This window comes from Streptomyces pseudoechinosporeus, assembly GCF_054783935.1.
On sequence record NZ_BAAGPS010000056.1, the window covers coordinates 33,232 to 50,553 of the forward strand.

Here is a 17,322-nt window from a genome sequence, read left to right on the forward strand (position 1 = left end):
CCGTCAGCGCGACCGGCGTTCGGAAGCCCAGTAGAGGAGGGCGGCCAGGGGCATAGCGGCGCCCAGGACGGTGGGGCCGGTGCAGCCGCCGACGTGGTGGAGGACGGACCCGAGTTGGGAGCCGGCGGCGGGGTAGGACTGGTGAATGGTGTGCTGCCCAAGCATCAGGGTCGTCTGTACGGCCATGTTGATGAGGATCGCGGCCAGGGCGATGAGGACGATGCCGTTCGAGCCCAGCCCCGCGACCGCGAAGGCGAGTGCCGTGATCACGAAGGCACCGGTCAGGGGCGTACCAGACCCCCGTCGGCACAGCGCCCGGCGAGCGGCGCGACGGCGGCTCCGGCCGCGCCGACGAGGCGAAGATGCCGACCCCGACCTGTGAGTAGTGGAAGTGCGGGCCGCTCAGTACGAAGAAGACTGTGGTCCGGAAGGCTCTGAACGCGGCGAACATCGCGGCCCGGTAGAGGCCGCGGCGCATCAGGGCGGGGTGGGTGCGTGCCAGTCGGGCCGTGGAACGCAACACCTGGTGGTACGGAAGGAACGTGGTCGGCGCGTGCCGGGGGCAGGCTCACTGGCAGGACCACGATGAGGACGGCGGTCAGAGCGGCGGAGCCGAGGAAGACAGCACGCCGACCGACGACGTCGTAAACCAGGCTGCTCAGCGCGCGGGAGAGCAGAATCCCGGGGAAGAGGCCGCTCATGACCCGGCCGACGATGCGGCCCCTGGCATGGTCGGGGGCCAGGTACGCGGCGAAGGGCACCAGGATCTGCGCGACGACCGAGGCGGCTCCGCTGATCAGCGAGGCGGCCAGCAGCATGGGGAAGTTCGTCGGAATCAGCCTGCCGAGGACGTAGCCGACCTGTGTGAGGGTGATCAACGTTCCGGCAGTCGCCGTGCTGACGTGGAAGACGCTGCTCAGGGAAGACAGCAGCGGCTGGGCGTAGTACAGGTTGGCGACCGTCAGGCCGGAGGCGACGGCCAAGAGGACGACCAGCCCGCCCGGTGTGCCGTGCGAGGACTTCGGCGTCGTGGCGGAGGACGAGGTACCGGAACTACAGGTGCGGACATGGGCACCTTCTTTCCGTCACGCAGGAAGAACCTCCGCGCTCGCGAAGTGCTTCCCCACACCCGCGGCGATGGTTTGGGATATCAGGCATCGCGAAAGAGAGATGACGACCTGCGAGCGGACGACGATGCCCTCGCCTTCGGCTAATGCTCGTTCGCCTCGCGGACAGCGGAACGACGCTCGCTCTCGGTGCAGCCGCCCCAGATGCCGTAGTACTGCTGGGACGCCAGAGCGAAGCGACCGCAAGGGCCGCTCACGGGGCAGCTACGGCAGATTTCCCGCGCCGCCTCCTCGCGCTGTCGGCGCGCTCGGCCCCGTTCGCCGGCAGGTGAGAAGAAGACCGAGCTGTCCATGCCTCGGCATGCGGCGTCGGTTTGCCATTCTCATACCCGCAGAAGCGGCTGCGTCCGAGTTTTCAACGACCTCTCCTTCCCTGACCCGAAGGCGTCACAGTCCTGTGGCCGGATGTGCCTCGGTACGCCTGCGGACCGGGCTCAGCGCGGCGAGCCGTTCCTCGAACGGGGTGACGTGGTCGAAGGAGTCACGCGGGGGCAGCGGACGTCCGGTGGACAGCCCTGCCATGAGCCCCGCCAGCTCCCCCGCCGCGCGCTCGATACGCCGGTCGAGTCCTTCGGCGCCCCAGTCCTCGGAGGCGGCGAAGACCCCGGTGGGGACGACGACGGCCTTCAGGTAGGAGAAGAGCGGGCGCAGCCCGTGGTCCAGGACGAGGGAGTGCCGGGCGGTGCCGCCGGTGGCGGCGATCAGCACCGGCTTGCCCGCCAGGGCGTCCTCGTCGGTGACGCTCAGCGCGTCGAAGAACGACTTGAACAGTCCGCTGTACGAGGCGGAGAACACCGGCGTGACGACGATCAGGCCGTCGGCCGCCGCCACCGTGTCGAACGCGTCGGCCAGGCCCTCCTCGGGGAAGCCATTGGTGAAGGTGTGCGCGATCCTCACGGCGAGGTCGCGCAGCTCGATCACCTGGACATGGGCCGGCTCGGGCTCGGGAGCCGTGGCCGCCGGAGCGGCGATGGCGGCGATCCGGTCGCCGAGCAGCCGGGTGGAGGACGGGACGCTGAGTCCCGCGGAGACAATGACGAGCTTCATGCCGCGGCCACCTCTTCCTTGGCGCTCTCGGTCTCCTTCTGGGCCAGCAGCGACCGGTGGGTCGGCGCGTCCGGCACGTCGGCCGGGCGGCCCTTGGCGAACTCCTCGCGCAGCACCGGCACGACCTCCTCGCCGAGCATGTCGAGCTGCTCCAGAACAGTCTTCAACGGGAGTCCGGCGTGGTCCATCAGGAACAGCTGGCGCTGGTAGTCACCGGCGTACTCGCGGAAGGACAGCGTCTTGTCGATGACCTGCTGCGGGGAGCCGACGGTCAGCGGGGTCTGGTCGGTGAAGTCCTCCAGGGACGGCCCGTGCCCGTAGACCGGCGCGTTGTCGAAGTACGGCCGGAACTCGCGCACCGCGTCCTGCGAGTTCTTCCGCATGAACACCTGCCCGCCGAGGCCGACGATCGCCTGCTCCGGCGTGCCGTGCCCGTAGTGGGCGTAGCGGGCCCGGTACAGCTCGACCATCTGCTTGGTGTGGTCGGCCGGCCAGAAGATGTTGTTGTGGAAGAAGCCGTCGCCGTAGAACGCGGCCTGCTCGGCAATCTCCGGGGAGCGGATCGAGCCGTGCCAGACGAACGGCGCGACGCCGTCCAGCGGCCGGGGCGTCGAGGTGAAGCCCTGGAGCGGGGTGCGGAACTTGCCCTCCCAGTTCACGACGTCCTCGCGCCACAGCCGGTGCACCAAGTTGTAGTTCTCGATGGCGAGGTTGATGCCCTCGCGGATGTCCTGGCCGAACCAGGGGTAGACCGGTCCGGTGTTGCCGCGGCCCATCATCAGGTCGACGCGCCCGTCGGCCAGGTGCTGGAGCATCGCGAAGTCCTCGGCGATCTTCACCGGGTCGTTCGTGGTGATCAGCGTGGTCGAGGTGGACAGGATCAGTTTCTCGGTCCGCGCGGCGATGTAGCCGAGCATCGTCGTCGGGGACGACGGCACGAACGGCGGGTTGTGATGCTCACCCGTGGCGAAGACGTCCAGGCCGACCTCCTCCGCCTTCAACGCGATGGCGACCATGGCCTTGATCCGCTCGCGCTCGGTCGGCGTACGCCCCGTGGTGGAGTCCGGCGTCACATCGCCGACCGTGAAGATCCCGAACTGTGTCCTCGGCGCTATGTCCTTCAGGGGCACGGGGAATTCCTTTCGAAGTGCGTGGAGCGGATGGTCGTTCCGTGTCAACGGCTTCTTCCCATGAGCGCGGAAAGAGCGCCGTCGAGATCCAGATGTGCGCTTTCGGCCCCGTCAGGCACCAGCGCGAAAGTCTGCTGAAGGAATGCGGCCACCTCCGCGGCCGCCAGCTCGACCAGGGCCGTGCCGGCGGAATTGCTGAGAACGACGCGCAGGGCGTGCGGGTGATGGCAGTACCTCGGAATCACGAGCACATCGCTGAGGCCGGCAGGGCGCCGAGCCCCCTCAGCCAGGAGGTCACGGGCGAAGACCCAGGTGACGGGCGGCCCGGTGGACGATCCGAGGGAAAGCCGGACGGCATAGGGGTCGTCGATCCCGTAACGCAATTCCGCCGGCAACGGCAACTGCGGCCCTTTCAGGGCACTGATGTGTGCCGTCATTGCGCACGTGACTGTGCTGAGACGCTGTTCCATGGTGGCCCTCGAAAGAGTACAGAGGCGTAATTCCTGTCCCTGACCCTAAGATCCGCCCGCCGGGCGGCTTGCCGAGGAACGCACAGAGTTTTGCCCACGGAAGCACTTCTGCCTGGCTTGCACCCGCCACCCGTCACGGTGACTGTCGAACTTCCTTCCAGCGCATTCTCGTCGCCATCGATCCCAGCCCTGCCCGCCACACCGCCGCACGCCTGGCCGGTGACATGGCCCGGCTGACCGGAGCCAAGGTCAGCGTGCTGCACGTCGCCCCGTCCACGGCGACGCTCGCGGCCGCGGCCTCCCTGGAGGACCCCGCGGAGGCCAAGGCCGTCCTCGACGAAGCCGTCATCTCGCTGCGTGGCGCGGGCGTCGACGCGGAGAGCGCCATCGCCAACGCCCTGACGACCCAGATAGCGACCACCATCTCCTCCGCCGCCGAGGAATGGCAGGCCGACCTCCTGATCCTCAGCCCCCACCACCGCGGAGCCCTCGAAGCCCTCATCAACCCCGGGGGCCGCACCCGCCGCTCCGGGCCACGACCGGTGCGCTGCCGGGCTCCGCACGGTGCACGGAGAAGCAACTGACCCCCTCGGCGTCTCCCTAGCCTGGCCGCACACCCCTGAGCGACCACCTGAGGAGCACCATGGCCGGACAGTCCGTGGCCGAGCAGTATGTCGGCCTCCTGGCACGCGCCGGCGTCCGCCGCATGTACGGGGTGGTGGGCGACAGTCTGAACCCCGTCGTCGACGCGATCAGACGGCATGACTCCCTGGAGTGGGTCCAGGTCCGGCACGAGGAGGTCGCGGCCTTCGCCGCCGGCGCCGAGGCCCAGTTGACCGGGAAGCTCGCCGCTTGCGCGGGATCGTGCGGGCCGGGCAACCTGCATCTGATCAACGGCCTGTTCGACGCGCACCGCTCGATGGCCCCTGTCCTGGCCCTGGCGGCACAGATCCCGAGTGGCGAGATCGGCACCGGGTACTTCCAGGAGACCCATCCGGACCGGCTGTTCGAGGAGTGCAGTCACTACTCGGAGCTGATCTCCTCGCCCCGGCAGATGCCACGGGTGGTGCAGACGGCGATCCAGCACGCGGTCGGCCGGCGCGGTGTCTCCGTGGTGGCACTGCCCGGGAACGTGGCCGCCGAGAACTCCCCGGCCGGCGGGGCGGAACTCACCATGCCGCTGGACCGGCCCGCCATCCGGCCGGCCGAGGAGGAACTGGCCCGGCTGACCGAACTGGTGAACGCCGCCGAAAAGGTGACCGTGTTCTGCGGCCGGGGTGTCGAAGGCGCCCACGCGGAGGTGATGGCGTTCGCCGAGAAGGTCAAGGCTCCCGTGGGGCACGCGTTGCGCGGCAAGGAGCACATCCAGTACGACAACCCGTTCGATGTGGGCATGTCCGGCCTGCTGGGCTACGGCGCGGCCTACGAGGCGATGCACGAGTGCGATCTGCTCCTGCTCCTCGGTACGGACTTCCCGTACACGGACTTCCTGCCCCGCCACGTGCGGACCGTACAGGTCGATGTGCAGCCCGAACGGCTGGGACGGCGCACGCAGTTGGACTTCGCCGTGTGGGGAGATGTCCGCGAGACGCTTCGGTGCCTGACCCCTGCCGTGCGGGAGAAGCCGTCCCGCCGGTTCCTCGACCGCATGCTGCACCGGCACGTCCACGCTCTGGAGGGCGCCGTTGGCGCCTACACCCGCGACGTCGACCGGCACACCCCCATCCATCCCGAGTACGTGGCGTCCGTACTCGACGAGGAGGCCGCCGACGACGCGGTGTTCACCGTGGACACCGGTATGTGCTGCGTGTGGGCGGCCCGCTATCTGACGCCGAACGGCCGGCGCCGCATCCTCGGCTCCTTCGTCCACGGTTCCATGGCCAACGCGCTGCCGCAGGCCATCGGCGCGCAGTTCCTCGACCGCTCGCGGCAGGTCGTGTCGCTCTCGGGCGACGGTGGCTTCTCGATGCTGATGGGGGATTTCCTGACTCTGGTCCACCACGGCCTGCCCGTGAAGGTCGTCGTCTTCAACAACTCCTCGCTGGGCATGGTCGACCTGGAGATGATGGTCGACGGACTGCCACCGCACGGCACCGGTTACCCGCACACCGACTTCGCGGCCATCGCGACCGCGGCCGGCGCACGGGGTATCTGCGTAGAGAAGCCCGCGGACGTGCGCGGGGCCCTGCGTGCCGCCTTCGCCCATGACGGGCCGGCACTGGTCGACGTGGTCACCGACCCCGACGCCCTCGCGATCCCGCCCAGGATCACCACCGAGCAGGTCACCGGCTTCGCGCTGTCCGCGAGCCGCGCAGTCCTCACGGGAGGCGTCGGACGCATGGTCCACCTGGCCCGGACGAACATCCGGAACCTTCCGCGCCCCTGAACGCCGACGGCCTGGTGCCGTTCCCTTCCCGGCTGCAGCCCCTGCGTCAACTCCCCGCACACCGAACAGGCGCCCTCATGTCAGACCTGACAGGCATCACGCACCACACCGCCGTACTCAACGGGATCAAGCAGCACTGGGTGAGCGCGGGTCAGGGGCCGCCGGTCTACCTGCTGCACGGTTTCCCCGAGACCTGGTACGGCTGGCGCAAGCAGATACCCGTGCTGGCGGAGCGGTTCACCGTGATCGCACCGGATCTGCGCGGCTACGGCGACACGGACAAGCCCGCCTCCGGCTATGACAAGCGGACCATGGCGGGCGACGTCGTCGCGCTGATGGACCATCTCGGGCACGGGCGGATCGCCCTGGTCGGCCATGACCGCGGAGCCCGCGTCGGCACCCGGTTCGCCAAGGATCACCCGGACCGCATCCACCGGTTCGTGGCCATGGACAACATCCCCACCCGGATCATCGCCGAGACCTACGACGTACGCCTCGCCCGGCAGGGCTACTGGTTCTTCACCTTCCTCGGCGTGCCCGACCTTCCCGAGGCGTTGATCGCCGGCCGTGAGGAGACCTGGCTCACCCACTTCTACCGCAGTTGGTCCTACGACCCGGAAATGCTCTCCCCCGAGGAGATCGCGGTCTACGTACGCGCCTACCAGCAGCCCCGTGCCGTGCGGGGGTCCTGCATGGACTACCGCGCTGCGCCCCAGGACGTCGCCCAGGACGAGGAAGACGCCGACCGGCTCATCAACTGCCCCGTACTGACCCTGTGGGGCGAGGACTTCAGCGCCGTCGGAAAGGCCTACGACGTCCTCGACGTGTGGAAGGCCATGGCCCGCGACGTCCGCGGAGTTCCCATCCCCCGGTGCGGCCACCTGTGCCAGGAGGAGCGACCGGACGTCGTCAACCGCGAACTCGTGGACTTCCTCGCCGACTGGAACGGCTGACCCGACGGCAGGCAACCGTCGGCTGCTTCCCCTCCTCGAACCGCCCGGTTCCTTCCCCGTACGCCCCAAAAGAAAGAAGACACCACGCACATGACCAGACTCCTGACCAGGACGCGCATCGGCCTGCTGGCCTCCGCCGTGGCGGCCGCCCTCGCCGTGACCGCTGCCAGCGCCACGGCCACCGCGTCCGCCGCCCCCGGACCGGACGTGCGCTTCGTGGCACACCTGGACCTCGCCGGCGGGCAGCGGCCCGAGAACATCACCCTGGAACCCGGCGGCAGCGCCGTCGTCACCTTCGCCTACAGCCGCCAAGTCGCCCGCATCAGCCCCGACGGCACGGTGCGCGTGCTCGCCACCCTGCCCGAACCGCCGGCCGGTTCCACCACCCCCGCCCTCTCGTCCCCGTTTCTCGGCGGCATCGTCCGCACCCACGACGGCACCCTGTACTTCCTGTACGCCACCGGCAGCAGCGATCTGACCGGCCTGTGGCGCCTGCGCCCCGGCGGCACCCCGCAGCGCATCGCCGCACTCCCGGCCGACGGCCTGCCCAACGGCCTCGCCCTCGATCGGCACGAACGCCGGCTGTACGTCGCCGACTCGGTGCTCGGCACCGTCTGGCGGGTGCCCGTCACCGGGGGCACGCCCACGCGGTGGGCCACCTCGCCCGAGTTGGCCGCCACCGGGTTCCTCGGCGCCAACGGCATCAAGGTCCACGACGGCGGGGTGTGGGTGTCCAACCTGGACAAGGGAACCGTGCTCCGTATCCCGGTCACCCGGCAGGAGAAGGCCGACCCCGTCGAGACCCGGGCAACCGGCCTGGTCGACATCGACGACTTCGCGTTCACCGGCCACGGCGACACGCTCCTGGCCGCGATCAACGCTGACAACGAGATCGCCCTGGTCAAGCCCGACGGCCAGCACGAGGTCGTGCTCACCGGCGCCGACGGACTGGAGAACCCGACCTCGCTCGCCGTCCGGGGCGGCACCGCCTACATCGCCAGCGGCGCCTACTTCACCAACGACGACCCCAACCTCCTGGCCGCCCGCGTCACCCCGGGCAGGTAACCGGCCTGCCCCGGCCGGCAGCGACACCACACCCCACGAGAGGACAGCGTGATGACACAGCCCCCCACCGATGCGGTGACACCGGCGGCGTTCGACCCCGACGCCTTCCAGGTCGTGCCGGCCAGGACCTTCGAGGACCTGCGCGTCGGCGAGGTCTTCCGAGCGCCCAGCCGCACCCTGACGGACGCCCACGCGGCGGCCTTCCAGACGGTCTCCGCGGACAACCATCCGGTGCACTACGACGCCGAGTGGGCGCGCAGGCACGGCCACCCCGCGCCGGTCGTCCACGGCCTTCAGGTGCTCGCCTTCACCGCCCCCGGCGCCACGTTGTTCCCGCACTTCATCGGCGAGGTGTTCATCAGTTTCCTCGAACTGTCCTGCACCTTCCTGGCGGAAGTGCACTCCGGGGACACCCTGTACCCGGCGCTCACCATCACCGGCCTCGAACCCCAGGGGGACAACGGCGTCGTGGTCACGGCCGCGACCATCCACAACCAGCGCGGCGAACTCGTGCTGTCCGGTCAGCACAAGTACTTGCTGCGGCGCCAGTGACCTCGGGAAGCAACGTGACGCACCGCGTACTCCTGCCCGGCCTTCTCGTCTTCTGCGCTGTGTTGGCCGGGTGCACGAGCGGGAGCACGGACGACACCGCGGGAGACAGCCCTGTCGCGCCTGGCGCCTCGTCGCCCACGGGGACCGCCACGGTCACAGTGACCAGTGGTGGCGGCACCTCCGGCCCGTCCAGCGAGCAGAACCCGACACCGGCACCCTCCCTCGGCACCGGCACGGCGTCACCGGAGCCCGCCGTACCGGCGATGCGGCGCCGCTGCCACACCTCGGAACTGAGGGCGTCCATAGGTGCCAACCATCCGGGAGCCGGTCAGTCGAATGTCGCCCTCGTTCTGACCAACGGTTCCCGCCGCACCTGCACGGTGCGCGGTTTCCCCGGAGTGGCGTTCGTCAACGGCGAAGGCGAGGCGGTCACCCCCGATCCCGAGCGGGTCACCGGCGAGACGCGGCAGACCGTGACGCTCACGCCCGGAGCCAGCGCCTGGTCGGCGATGACCTACACCAACCCGGCCCTCACCGGCGTCACCACCGTGACCCCGGCGGCTGTTCTCCTCACGCCACCCGACGAGACGGCCCCGCTCTCGGTCCGCTGGACCGGTGGCGAGGTCTCCAACACGGGCAAGGCGTCAGTGCCGCGGGTGAGCCCGCTCAGACCGGGCGACGGCGGCTGATCCGGTGATGGCGCGGATGACGGTTCCTTTTCTTCCAGGACGACGATGGAGCACGGATGACTGATGAGATGACGGGTGACGACGTGTACCAGCCGGACGGGTCCGAGGTGCAGGACGACGCCGGCCTGCTGGACGCGTCGGACACTCTGGACTACCGGGGCGGCGACGAGGTGTTGGACGAGGGCTACTCGCCTCCGGAGAAGCCGTGGGGCGTGGAGCACACGGGTGTCACGGCGGCGGAGCGGCGGCGAGGGGAGAGCCTGGACGAGCGCCTCTCGGAGGAGTTGCCCGACGTCGGGATCCCGGAGGGCGACGGGATCGGCGACATCGGCGGCACGGACGGCGAGCTGATCGACGACGAGGTCGGTGACGTGCGGGCGGGACGGCTCGTGGCGCCGGACGAAGGCAGTCACGAGAACACCGAGTCGGGCCTGTTCGCGTCCGACTGGGGGCTTGACGGAGCCGGTGCGTCGGCGGAGGAGGCGGCGATGCACGTGATCCTGGACGGCGAGCCCGACTGACGTTCCGGCACGGCGCTCCGGCCCCACGAGGCCGCGCCGTCCAACTGGGCGTCCTCCGCGGGACGCGTACTCGCGCGCACCTCCAGATGGTGGGCACGACGATATCGAGCGGCGACACGCCCGCGCCGGGGCTGTAGATGCGGTCCGCCAGGCACTGCAGGGCTCGGTCGGCGAGCTGCCGCTTGTCGGGCACGACGGACGTCAGGGCCGAGTTGGCGTACGGGGCGTCCTCGATGCCGTCGAAGCCCACGAACGCCAGGCCCTCGGCGACGCGCAGTCTGCGGTTGCGGGCCGCGTGCAGGGCGGATGTGCCCAGACACGACAAAGGGCCCCGACCAGGCCAAAAGACCAAGTCAGAGCCCTAATGGCAGACGAGTCGGGCTGTACGCCGGGAATCCCTAAAATATGTCGTGCCCGCTCCTATGCCGCGTCGCACCCTTGGCCCGCCAGCCAGGCCAGTACCCTCACCATCGCCTGGGCCTGCTGCTTCTGCACCACTTCAGCATCCGCCCGGTCCGCGACAGCGACTTCACACCGGACGGTGAGAGCCTCGCTCCCCGTGAGCTGGTGCAGCGCCTCCTTCGTGACACCGAAGGGGAGGACGATCCTGCACACGGCTTCGCCGGTTCGGCCGTCATAGCGAACCGCCAGGCGCAGGGTGTCGAAGAGCGGGCGGGACAGCTCGTCCGGCAGACAGGACAGCTGGGCGGGTGCCACGGGAACCTGGCTGAGCGGCTTGACCATCCCCGCCCGATGCCGCTCGTGGTCGTCGACGTCTTTCAACGCGGCGGCGAGTTGTTGCTGGAGGTTCTGCCGCTGCGCACGCAGAACGGCATGGCGCGCCGCAATCTCGTGGACAAGGCCCAGGTCGGGCCAGTCCAGAAGTTCCATGTTCTGCAGCAGACGGCGGCTCCTGGCCGCGCAGTCCGCGGCGGCCGTCCGCAGGGACGACAGCCGCTGCTGCCGCTCCCGCTGCTCCGCATCGACCACTCCCGTGTGAGCTTTGAGCAGTTGATGCCGTGCCGTGCCGAAGACGTGGACGCACAGAAAGGCGGCGAGGTGACCGAGGAGCGCGTCCTCACGCATCCAGATACTGGGCGGATGCCCTTCGGGCCGGTATTCCGCCTTCGGCGCGCACACGTAGTAGACGGTCCGTCCGCTGGGCTTGCCCTGTATACGGCGGCCACACAGGACACAGAACACGTATCCGCGCAGCCGGTAGATGCGGTTGGTCTGCGGGTGCCGGTTCACGCCCGCGGCGCCGCGCGAGCGCCGACGGCGCTCGGCGACCTGCTGCGCCCGCACGAACGTCTCCAGACCGACCAGCGCCTCGTGCGCCGGTGCGGTGGACCACACCCACTCCTCCACCGGGTTGAGGCGGTTGCGGCCGGTGCCCTTGCGCGCCCGCCGGTTCCACACCATGTGCCCGGTGTACTTCGGATTCGTCAGCACCTCCCGGACACTGGAGGTGGTCCAGCGCCCCGCCGCCCTCGCGGCGTCCACCGGGGTCGGCGGCGGATGGGTGAGCAGATCAGCGTTCAGCTGCTCGGCGATCTGCCGGTAGCTGAGCTCCTCCGCCACCCGCCAGGCAAAGCACCTGGACACCACAGGGCCCTCGACCGGATGGGCCTTGAGCAGCGTCTTCTTCATGCCCTTGGCCCGGCGCGCCGGCACCGGGTGCGGCACCCGCCGGGCACGGTAGCCATAGCAGGGCTTGCCGACGTTGTAACCCTGCTCGGCATGGGTCTCGAAGCCCGCCCAGGACTTCTCCAGCAACTCGGTGACGTACCACTCGGCCACCCCCTGCTTCACCCGGCGGATCAACACCTCCGTCGCACTGCGGCCCCGTCGGCTCCGGCCAGCTGCTGCCCGGATCGGCTCATCCGCCGCCCACAGCACCACCCCCGCCTGCTCCAGCCGGTATTCGAACTCCGTCGCCAGATACGTGTGCCGCGCAATCCGATCGATCGACTCACAGATCACCGCATCGAACCGCCGGTCCGGACGGCTCGTCTCCCGCAGCAGATCCCCGATACCGCCATCCCGCGGCACCGGGATCTCTATCCGCTCATGGCCCGTCCCACCACCGCGCTCGGCAAGCTCTATGCGCCCGGACTCCACGTCGTAGAAGTGGGCCGTGATGACCGCGCCCTCCGGCAGGACTCGCTGGCACACCCGTAGCTGCCGGGGCAGCGACAACGTCGGATCCTGCTGATCAAAAGTCGACGTCCGGCCCACCCACGCCACCAAAACCACCCGCGAGCCCTCAGCTGAACAGGGGTCGCCAAGGCCGCGGCGCGATTCTGCTCCGTCCGTACGCCGCGAGGCAACCCATACCTGAATCGCCTCCGGACTACCCATCCATCGCCCCGCTCACCCAGCACCAACCGGAACCCGCCATCGACCATCAGCTACTGCAACTGCACTGCAGGCCCTGCGAGAAAACCGCTCCAAACGGGTGCAATCAGAGGTTGTCAAGGCAGTCTTGAAGCGTCGGCACTCACTCTCGGACACCGCCATTGCGGCTCGCACGCACCAGCGCCACCAACTGCCTCGACCGGTCCGCACCGATCCGCAATTCCTTGCGCAACGACTCAGCCGAGACCGGGCGCTGATGCAGATCCCGGTGGCGCGCGTCCACGAGTCGGGCACGCTCCAGCAGTCGGTCATCCTGGGTGCGATCACGGCCCGCATCGCCTTCACCATGATCTCCAGCACCGAGCTCAACCCTCGCTCGAACAGTGGGCCGATGCGCCAGCAATTCCACCGACAGCAGCAGCGCGACCGGCGGCCACCCGGCAACCAGCACCGGCTTCCAGGCCAGCGAAGGCGCGGCCGCGATATTGGCCGCCAGGGACACCACGATCCCCAGCAGAAAGGCCAGCCACACGGCGTATCGTGCCCGACGGCCACCGCCCCCGGACGGCTTCAGCAGACCGACCGTCGCCAGCAGCAACAAACCGTCAACCGACAGCGGCCACAACGACGCACTCACCTCATCCGCGCCACCCTGCAGAGCGAAATCCCGCTGATGAACGTACGACGCATACGCCGCAACCCCCGCCACCACCAGCGCACAGCCACACCGCAGCCACGCATCAAGATCAGGTGATCCGCCCCTCGCCGTCCGGCGCAGCCCTTCGCTCGGGACCGACCTCACGTCTGAGTCGCCCATCACACCGACCCATCCCACGCCGCAGGACGAAACCGCCCCTCCACCACCAGCCGCCCAACAAGAAACCGCTGGTCAGCCCTGCAACCATCTGCAGGTGGCCCCGCCGGGGGCGCTCCGCTACACTCGGTGTTTCTGCAGGTCAGATAGGCTAAACGGCCTACCGGTGGCCCTTCCAATGGCAGCTCGCTGCACACCGGGCCGGAGACGACCTCCGCCGCTCTGCTGAGCATCGCCCCAGGCAGATATGGATTTCGGGAACTCTGCACGTCCCGCAGGTTCGAGCCCGGGGTTGAACTACAGCAAGCATTGGGACACGCTCTGCAACGAGGTCCTTCTCAACTCCTCGCAGCCCTTTGCGGGGTACTGGTCCTTCTTGCGCGACGGAACGTATCAGGAGCGCCCTGCTCCGGGTCGACGCCTCGGGCCGCTGAGCTTGTTCCGCTTTGACCGACACCATCGCAGCCTCATGGCCAGCGGGCCTGCAGGCGGCCCGCAGGGCGTCGGCTACCAGCTCGGTCCGCGGAAGGTCGGTGGTTGCCCAGCCGACCACGCGACGACGGCCGACACCGAGCCGGTGGACGAGCCGTTGCCGGGCGGTCGCGGTGCCCCACTTCCAGTCCCGGTCCGGGATCCGGGCCAGGTGGTCAGTGGTTCCGCGGTGGGCCCTCTCGACCAGCGCGTCGCCTCGTAGCAGCCAGCCGGCGCACGCGTCGGCGAGATCGCCGTGGAGGTCGGTACCGGTCGCGGTGAGCCATGCCGTGCGGTAGGCGGTCTCCGCCCAGTCCAGCAGCGGAGCGGATGCCGCGGTGACACACCAGCACGTCGGGAAGCCGATGCGCAGGTAGGCGAGCTCCACCAGTCCGCTGCCCAATGAGGCCTGTGCGAAGTCGATGAACCTGATCCCGCTGGTGGTGTGCAGGTCATTGCCGGGACATGGGTCCCCGTGGAGAAGGGCATGGCCCGATGCCTGGCCAAGCCGATGCACGAGGTCATCGAGCTCGTCGGACACGCCAGGTGCGACGGGAACCTCAAGAGCCTCGGCCAGCCTGAGGAAGGATTCGACTTGTCAGCTACGGAGGAGCAGGTGAGCGCGTAGTGAAGGAGTTGTAGGCTCCGAAGCCCGAGAGGTTGGGGCGTGTTGATGACGGGTGCCGCGCCGAGGAAAACCATGGCAATGAACGCACGGGTCCTCCCTCGGGGCGATCGGGAGTCGCGACACCTTCATCCATGCATGGGGCGCTCAGGGCGCGGAACATTCCGCAGGTTGGCCCGGGCCAGCTGGATCATGCGCCCGACGCCGCCGGTGAGGACGGCACGGCTCGCGGACAAGGCGAAGCCAGTGACCTGTTCGGAGGTGATCTTGGGCGGGACGGCGAGCGCGTTGGGGTCGGTGACCACGTCGATCAGTGCCGGCCCGTCGTGGGAGAAGGCTTCGCGCAGGGCGTCGCGCACCTCCCCGGGCTTCTCGACCCGGATGCCGTGCGCTCCGGCCGCGGTGGCGATGGCTGCGTAGTCGGTGTGCGGGTATGCGGTTCCGTGCGGAGGCAGACCGTCGACCATCATCTCCAGGTCGACCATGCCCAGAGAGGAGTTGTTGAAGAGGACCACCTTCACCGGCAGGCCGTACTGCACAAGCGTCAGGAAGTCGCCCATCAGCATGGAGAATCCGCCGTCGCCCGAGAGGGAGACCACCTGTCGGCCGCGGTCCAGGAATTGCGCGCCGATGGCCTGGGGCAGCGCGTTGGCCATCGAGCCGTGCACGAAGGAGCCGAGGATGCGGCGACGGCCGTTCGGGGTCAGGTAGCGGGCGGCCCAGACGCAGCACATCCCCGTGTCGACGGTGAAGACCGCGTCGTCGGCCGCCTCTTCGTCGAGCACTGATGCCACGTACTCGGGGTGGATCGGAGTGTGCTTCTCGACGTTGCGCGTGTAGGCGCCGACCGCGCCTTCGAGTGCGTGGACGTGCCGGTCCAGCATCCGGTCGAGGAACCGGCGGGACGGCTTCTCGCGCACCTCCGGCGTCAGGCACTTCAGGGTCTCGCGGACGTCTCCCCAGACGGCGAAGTCCAACTGCGTGCGCCGGCCCAGCCGTTCGGGCTGGATGTCGATCTGCACCGTCCTGACGTCGCGGGGCAGGAAGTCCGTGTACGGGAAGTCGGTGCCGAGGAGAATCAGCAGGTCGCACTCGTGCATCGCCTCGTACGCGGCGCCGTAGCCCAGCAGGCCGGACATGCCCACATCGAACGGGTTGTCGTACTGGATGTGCTCCTTGCCGCGCAACGCGTGCCCCACGGGAGCCTTGACCTTCTCGGCGAACGCCATCACCTCCGCGTGGGCGCCTTCGACACCCCGGCCGCAGAACACCGTGACCTTCTCTGCGGCGTCCACCAGGTCCGTCAGCCGGGCCAGTTCGTGGTCGCTCGGACGGACGGCGGGCCGGTCCAGCGGTATCGCGAGGTCGGCCCCGCCGTCCGGGGAGCGCTCCGCGGCGATGTCGCCGGACAGGGCCACCACCGACACGCCTCGTCGGCCGACCGCGTGCTGGATCGCCGTCTGCACCACCCGGGGCATCTGCCGGGGCGAGGAGATCAGTTCCGAGTAGTGACTGCACTCCGCGAACAGCCGGTCGGGATGGGTCTCCTGGAAGTACCCGGTGCCGATCTGACTGCTGGGGATCTGAGCAGCCAGAGCGAGGACGGGGGCCATCGAGCGGTGGGCGTCGTAAAGGCCGTTGATCAGGTGCAGATTGCCGGGTCCGCAGGAGCCCGCGCAGGCAGCCAGCCTGCCGGTGAGCTGCGCTTCGGCACCGGCGGCGAAGGCGGCGACCTCCTCGTGCCGGACCTGGACCCACTCGAGGGCGTCGTGCCGTCTGATCGCGTCGACGACGGGGTTCAGGCTGTCGCCGACCACGCCGTACATGCGGCGCACACCGGCGCGGGCCAGGAGGTCGACGTACTGCTCGGCAACGGTCTGCTTGGCCATGGCGGTCCTCCAGGGTGGTCCGGCGTGGGGCGATGATCAGGCTAGGCAGGAGTGGGAGTGCGGAGTTACTCGTCAGCGCACCGGTGGGAGCCCGACAGTGCACCGCTCGTCGTCGGCCCCGGCGTCGCTCTCCCGCCGGGCGCGAATCGGTCCGCCGGTCACCGAGAGCGCCTGTCCGCTGCGGCCGTTGCGCAGGGCGATGAGTTCCGCGGCGATCGACACGGCGGTCTCCTGGGGTGTGGAGGCGCCGAGGTCGAGGCCGACGGGCGAGCGCAGTCCGGCCAGCGCGGCCGGTGATACGCCGGCGTTCCGGAGTTCCTGGGTACGGGCCGCGTGGGTGCGACGGGAGCCGAGTGCGCCCACGTACGCCAAGGGTCTGCGCAGGGCCTCGGTGAGCAGGGGTACGTCGAATCTGGGGTCGTGCGTCATCACGCACACCACCGTGCGGCGATCGGTTTCCGTATCCGCCAGGTAGCGGTGCGGCCAGTCGACCACCACCTCGTGGGCGGCGGGGAAACGTTCGGGTGTGGTGAAGGTCGGGCGGGCGTCGCAGACTGTGACCCGGTACCCGAGAAAGGCTCCGAGTTCGGCCGTCGCGGCGGCGTGGTCGTTGGCTCCGAAGACGAGTAGCCGGGGTCTCGGTGCCCACGCCTCCAGAAGCACGTCTGTCCCGGTGCCCTCCCCGGTGTCGTACGCCTGCACCCGGGTGCCGTCGAGGCCCAGCATCAGGCGGGCGTCGGCCAGGACGGCGGCGTCCAGATCCGCCCGGCCGGTGCTTCCCCGGCGCCGGTCCTCCCGTACGGCGATCACTCGCCCCGCCCGGTCGTCGTGACCCGAGATCACCCGGGCCACGACGACCGGCCGCCCTGCGGTCACCGCCTTGTGAGCGGTGGCAAGGGTGCGAGCCGCTTCTCCGTCCACGGTCTGGACGAAGACGTCGATCTCGCCCCCGCAGGTAAGCCCGACGGCGAAAGCGTCGTCGTCGGAGTATCCGAAGCTCGCGCGCCGCGACCGGCCCGAGAGCAGCGTCTCTCGCGCCAGTTCGTACACCGCTCCCTCGACGCAGCCTCCCGACACGCTCCCCAGAGCGGTGCCGTCGGCGCGTACGCACAGGGCCGATCCCGGCTGCAGCGGGGCGCTGCCCCGTACCGCCACGACACTCACGACGGCGTACGTCGCATCGGAGGCGTGCCAATCGAGCAGGTGGCGTGCCAGTTGTCGCATG

The 17,322-nt window shown here is 69.5% G+C and carries 16 protein-coding genes and 3 pseudogenes; 7 read left to right on the forward strand and 12 right to left on the reverse strand.

What is annotated here, in order from left to right:
• Nucleotides 1-3: 3 nt before the first annotated feature.
• The 6 genes and pseudogenes from ACYVO6_RS37000 to ACYVO6_RS37025 all read right to left on the reverse strand — a co-directional run bounded on the left by ACYVO6_RS37000 (nt 4) and on the right by ACYVO6_RS37025 (nt 3,741).
• Complete coding sequence (locus ACYVO6_RS37000; RefSeq protein WP_461069112.1) at nt 4-270, reverse strand: hypothetical protein; 267 nt, start codon at nt 268-270, stop codon at nt 4-6.
• Nucleotides 271-281: 11 nt separating this feature from the next.
• The gene (locus ACYVO6_RS37005; protein ID WP_461069114.1) at nt 282-983 is read right to left on the reverse strand and encodes an MFS transporter; all 702 of its coding nucleotides are present in this window, start codon (nt 981-983) and stop codon (nt 282-284) included.
• Nucleotides 984-1,210: 227 nt separating this feature from the next.
• Nucleotides 1,211-1,435, reverse strand: a pseudogene (locus ACYVO6_RS37010) (WhiB family transcriptional regulator); the annotation flags it as partial.
• Between the two features lie 79 nt (nt 1,436-1,514).
• Nucleotides 1,515-2,174, reverse strand: coding sequence for an FMN reductase (locus tag ACYVO6_RS37015; RefSeq protein WP_461069116.1), 660 nt, complete (start codon nt 2,172-2,174; stop codon nt 1,515-1,517).
• A complete protein-coding gene (locus ACYVO6_RS37020; protein WP_461069118.1) occupies nt 2,171-3,304 on the reverse strand; it encodes an LLM class flavin-dependent oxidoreductase in 1,134 nt (377 codons plus the stop codon). The genes ACYVO6_RS37015 and ACYVO6_RS37020 overlap by 4 nt, the downstream gene beginning before the upstream one ends.
• 44 nt (nt 3,305-3,348) lie before the next feature.
• Nucleotides 3,349-3,741: an SsgA family sporulation/cell division regulator gene (locus ACYVO6_RS37025; protein WP_461069120.1), complete on the reverse strand. Its 393-nt coding sequence runs from the start codon at nt 3,739-3,741 to the stop codon at nt 3,349-3,351.
• Between the two features lie 197 nt (nt 3,742-3,938).
• On the opposite strand from ACYVO6_RS37025, the gene ACYVO6_RS37030 reads away from it, so the two are divergent.
• The 7 genes from ACYVO6_RS37030 to ACYVO6_RS37060 all read left to right on the forward strand — a co-directional run bounded on the left by ACYVO6_RS37030 (nt 3,939) and on the right by ACYVO6_RS37060 (nt 9,940).
• A complete protein-coding gene (locus ACYVO6_RS37030; RefSeq protein ID WP_461069177.1) occupies nt 3,939-4,358 on the forward strand; it encodes a universal stress protein in 420 nt (139 codons plus the stop codon).
• A gap of 59 nt (nt 4,359-4,417) precedes the next feature.
• Complete coding sequence (locus tag ACYVO6_RS37035; RefSeq protein WP_461069122.1) at nt 4,418-6,160, forward strand: pyruvate dehydrogenase; 1,743 nt, start codon at nt 4,418-4,420, stop codon at nt 6,158-6,160.
• A 77-nt stretch (nt 6,161-6,237) separates the two neighbouring features.
• Nucleotides 6,238-7,113 (forward strand): alpha/beta fold hydrolase, encoded by an 876-nt coding sequence (locus ACYVO6_RS37040; RefSeq protein WP_461069124.1) that lies wholly within the window; start codon nt 6,238-6,240, stop codon nt 7,111-7,113.
• 90 nt (nt 7,114-7,203) lie between these two features.
• Nucleotides 7,204-8,178, forward strand: a complete 975-nt coding sequence (locus tag ACYVO6_RS37045; protein ID WP_461069126.1) for an SMP-30/gluconolactonase/LRE family protein — start codon at nt 7,204-7,206, stop codon at nt 8,176-8,178.
• Nucleotides 8,179-8,229: 51 nt separating this feature from the next.
• Entirely contained in the window at nt 8,230-8,730 is a 501-nt protein-coding gene (locus tag ACYVO6_RS37050) for a MaoC family dehydratase (RefSeq protein WP_461069128.1), read from the forward strand.
• Nucleotides 8,731-8,744: 14 nt separating this feature from the next.
• Complete coding sequence (locus tag ACYVO6_RS37055; RefSeq protein ID WP_461069130.1) at nt 8,745-9,419, forward strand: DUF4232 domain-containing protein; 675 nt, start codon at nt 8,745-8,747, stop codon at nt 9,417-9,419.
• A gap of 56 nt (nt 9,420-9,475) precedes the next feature.
• The gene (locus tag ACYVO6_RS37060; protein ID WP_461069132.1) at nt 9,476-9,940 is read left to right on the forward strand and encodes a DUF5709 domain-containing protein; all 465 of its coding nucleotides are present in this window, start codon (nt 9,476-9,478) and stop codon (nt 9,938-9,940) included.
• A gap of 172 nt (nt 9,941-10,112) precedes the next feature.
• On the opposite strand, the pseudogene ACYVO6_RS37065 reads toward ACYVO6_RS37060, so the two are convergent.
• The 6 genes and pseudogenes from ACYVO6_RS37065 to ACYVO6_RS37090 form a co-directional block, all read right to left on the reverse strand.
• Nucleotides 10,113-10,190 (reverse strand): annotated as a pseudogene (locus tag ACYVO6_RS37065) (hypothetical protein); the annotation flags it as partial.
• Nucleotides 10,191-10,360: 170 nt separating this feature from the next.
• Entirely contained in the window at nt 10,361-12,139 is a 1,779-nt protein-coding gene (locus ACYVO6_RS37070; protein ID WP_461069134.1) for a recombinase family protein, read from the reverse strand.
• A 301-nt stretch (nt 12,140-12,440) separates the two neighbouring features.
• Nucleotides 12,441-13,115 carry a DUF2637 domain-containing protein gene (locus tag ACYVO6_RS37075; RefSeq protein ID WP_461069136.1) on the reverse strand — a complete coding sequence of 225 codons (675 nt, stop codon included), beginning with the start codon at nt 13,113-13,115 and terminating at the stop codon, nt 12,441-12,443.
• Nucleotides 13,116-13,579: 464 nt separating this feature from the next.
• A pseudogene (locus ACYVO6_RS37080) lies at nt 13,580-14,172 on the reverse strand (aminoglycoside phosphotransferase family protein); the annotation flags it as partial.
• A 164-nt stretch (nt 14,173-14,336) separates the two neighbouring features.
• Entirely contained in the window at nt 14,337-16,097 is a 1,761-nt protein-coding gene (locus ACYVO6_RS37085) for a pyruvate dehydrogenase (RefSeq protein WP_461069138.1), read from the reverse strand.
• Between the two features lie 72 nt (nt 16,098-16,169).
• Nucleotides 16,170-17,321 carry an XdhC family protein gene (locus ACYVO6_RS37090; RefSeq protein WP_461069140.1) on the reverse strand — a complete coding sequence of 384 codons (1,152 nt, stop codon included), beginning with the start codon at nt 17,319-17,321 and terminating at the stop codon, nt 16,170-16,172.
• Nucleotide 17,322 lies beyond the last annotated feature (1 nt).

Excerpts from the sequence above, each read along its gene's own strand:
- ACYVO6_RS37085 (WP_461069138.1), bottom strand. The coding sequence starts at position 16,097 with ATGGCCAAGCAGACCGTTGCCGAGCAGTACGTCGACCTCCTGGCCCGC.
- ACYVO6_RS37090 (WP_461069140.1), bottom strand. The coding sequence starts at position 17,321 with ATGCGACAACTGGCACGCCACCTGCTCGATTGGCACGCCTCCGATGCG.
- ACYVO6_RS37015 (WP_461069116.1), bottom strand. The coding sequence starts at position 2,174 with ATGAAGCTCGTCATTGTCTCCGCGGGACTCAGCGTCCCGTCCTCCACC.
- ACYVO6_RS37035 (WP_461069122.1), top strand. The coding sequence starts at position 4,418 with ATGGCCGGACAGTCCGTGGCCGAGCAGTATGTCGGCCTCCTGGCACGC.
- ACYVO6_RS37075 (WP_461069136.1), bottom strand. The coding sequence starts at position 13,115 with ATGGGCGACTCAGACGTGAGGTCGGTCCCGAGCGAAGGGCTGCGCCGG.
- ACYVO6_RS37025 (WP_461069120.1), bottom strand. The coding sequence starts at position 3,741 with ATGACGGCACACATCAGTGCCCTGAAAGGGCCGCAGTTGCCGTTGCCG.
- ACYVO6_RS37060 (WP_461069132.1), top strand. The coding sequence starts at position 9,476 with ATGACTGATGAGATGACGGGTGACGACGTGTACCAGCCGGACGGGTCC.
- ACYVO6_RS37045 (WP_461069126.1), top strand. The coding sequence starts at position 7,204 with ATGACCAGACTCCTGACCAGGACGCGCATCGGCCTGCTGGCCTCCGCC.
- ACYVO6_RS37050 (WP_461069128.1), top strand. The coding sequence starts at position 8,230 with ATGACACAGCCCCCCACCGATGCGGTGACACCGGCGGCGTTCGACCCC.
- ACYVO6_RS37040 (WP_461069124.1), top strand. The coding sequence starts at position 6,238 with ATGTCAGACCTGACAGGCATCACGCACCACACCGCCGTACTCAACGGG.